Source organism: Limosilactobacillus agrestis (assembly GCF_014145585.1).
GTDB classification, from domain to species: Bacteria; Bacillota; Bacilli; order Lactobacillales; family Lactobacillaceae; genus Limosilactobacillus; species Limosilactobacillus agrestis.
This window is the reverse complement of record NZ_JACIVF010000047.1, coordinates 1-1871: the sequence shown is the minus strand read 5'-3', so window position 1 is coordinate 1871 and position 1871 is coordinate 1. Positions and strand designations below refer to the sequence as shown.

The 1871-nt window shown below is 39.0% G+C and carries 1 protein-coding gene; it reads left to right on the top strand.

Annotated features, from left to right (window positions below; genetic code table 11):
- Positions 1-344 precede the first annotated feature (344 nt).
- Positions 345-1871 (top strand): KxYKxGKxW signal peptide domain-containing protein (locus tag H5R88_RS03640; RefSeq protein ID WP_182600262.1); only part of this gene is annotated, 1527 nt, incomplete at its 3' end.

Genomic DNA, 1871 nt, shown 5'->3' with positions numbered 1-1871 from the left:
GACATGTCAACTTCACCCCTACTTTAACAAAAAAGTAGTGGAAATATCAGAACCGTCGTTCTGATATTTCCACTACTAAGCTTAGTCTGTTTTAAATTATTCCCTATCAATTGATAACAATAATTTGTTGATTATTCTATTGAAAAATAATTTTTATATTTTTAGTTAATCGTTATTTATATAATAAATGCTGATATATAAGGAATTAGGCCGTTTTTTTTTTTTTTATTTTTATCAATCGAAAGATAAGCGAAAATAGCTTGAAATAGTAAGAGTGATTACATAAAATGATGGTGTTGTAAGATAACAATTATTTCGAGGTTTTATTTTTAGGAGGATTATTTATGAAAAATAATCAAGTACACTACAAAATGTACAAAGCAAAGAAAAATATTGTATATGCTGGTTTGATGACTACAGCCACTTTGGCAGGTCTTACATTAGCAAATGTTAACAACACTGAGGTTCACGCTGATGTTGCTAACCAACCTGCTGTTACTGCAACCACTGGTTCTGCTAATGCCACAAGTACAACAAGTGCTACTTCAAATGTTTCATCTGATGTAGTTTCACAAGCTCAAGAAAAGGTTAATGCTGCTAGTGATGCAGTTACTGCGGCTTCTAGTGCTGTTGTAACTACTAGTGCAGCTAACAGTACTGCTCAAGAAAATGTAGCAGCTGCTAAGAGTGCCGCAACTTCTACAGCTCAAAGTAACGCTAACTCTACTTCTGCTGCTGCAAGTTCAGCATTTAACGATTACAGTGCAGCTAAGTCAACTGCTAGTGCTGCTACTGACGCATCAACAAACATTGCAGCTGCCTACAATCAATTTAAGGATGGCAAGACTGATAATGCTTTGAATGCCGCACAAGCAGCCGTTAATGAAGCACAAAAGCTTTACGGTAACAACAGTTCACAAGCACAAGCAGCTGAAAACGTAATTAATGCAATTAACGAATATAACCAAAACCCAACTGTTTCCAACAAGGGTAAGGCTATTGATGCTCTTAATGCATATGAAAAATACGCTAATGAACAAATTGTTTCTGCTCAAAAGGCACTTGACGAAGCAAATGCTAACCAAGCCAATCTTCAAAAGCAATTAGATGCAGCCCTTAGTGCACAAGCTCAAGCAAAGACTGCCCTTGATAACGCTAAGTTGGCTGTTAATCTTGATGCTTTAAAGAAAGCCTATGAAGAAGCTTCAGCTAATGCAGAAAAGGCAACAACTGCTTTGAACAATGCTAACAACACATTGAGTGCAGCCCAAAAGGCACTTGACGAAGCACGTAATGCTCAAACTGCTGCCGCTGACAAGTTAGGTACTACTAACCCTGATATGGCTGCATTACAAAAGGCTGTTAATGATGCTCAAACTAAGGTTAACGAAACTGGTAACGCCTTAGATGAAGCTAATGCTGACCTTAAGACTGCCCAAGGTAACTACGATGCAGCTGCCAACCGTCAAACAGATGCTAGTGATGCTTACACTAAGGCAGAAACAGCATTGAACGATGCTAAGGCTGCTGAACAAAAGGCCAAGGATGCTTATGATGCTGCTTATCAAGACTACCTTAACGAACCAAGTGAATGGAATGATGAAGCTCAACAAGCAGCTCAAGCTAAGTGGGAAGATGCTCAAGCAGCTACTAAGACTGCTCAACAAGCATTTGATGAAGCCAATACTGCATTGAATGGTGCTCAAACAGAAGTAAACGCAGCTGGTGAAGCTCTTGAAAATGCCAAGACTCGTCAAAAGGATGCTCAAGATGCTCATGATGCTGCTGTAAATGCTCAAACTGCTGCTGCTGATAAGTTAGATGCAGCTAAGGCTTATGCAACTGCTAGTGCTAACGTAAACAAGGCTAGC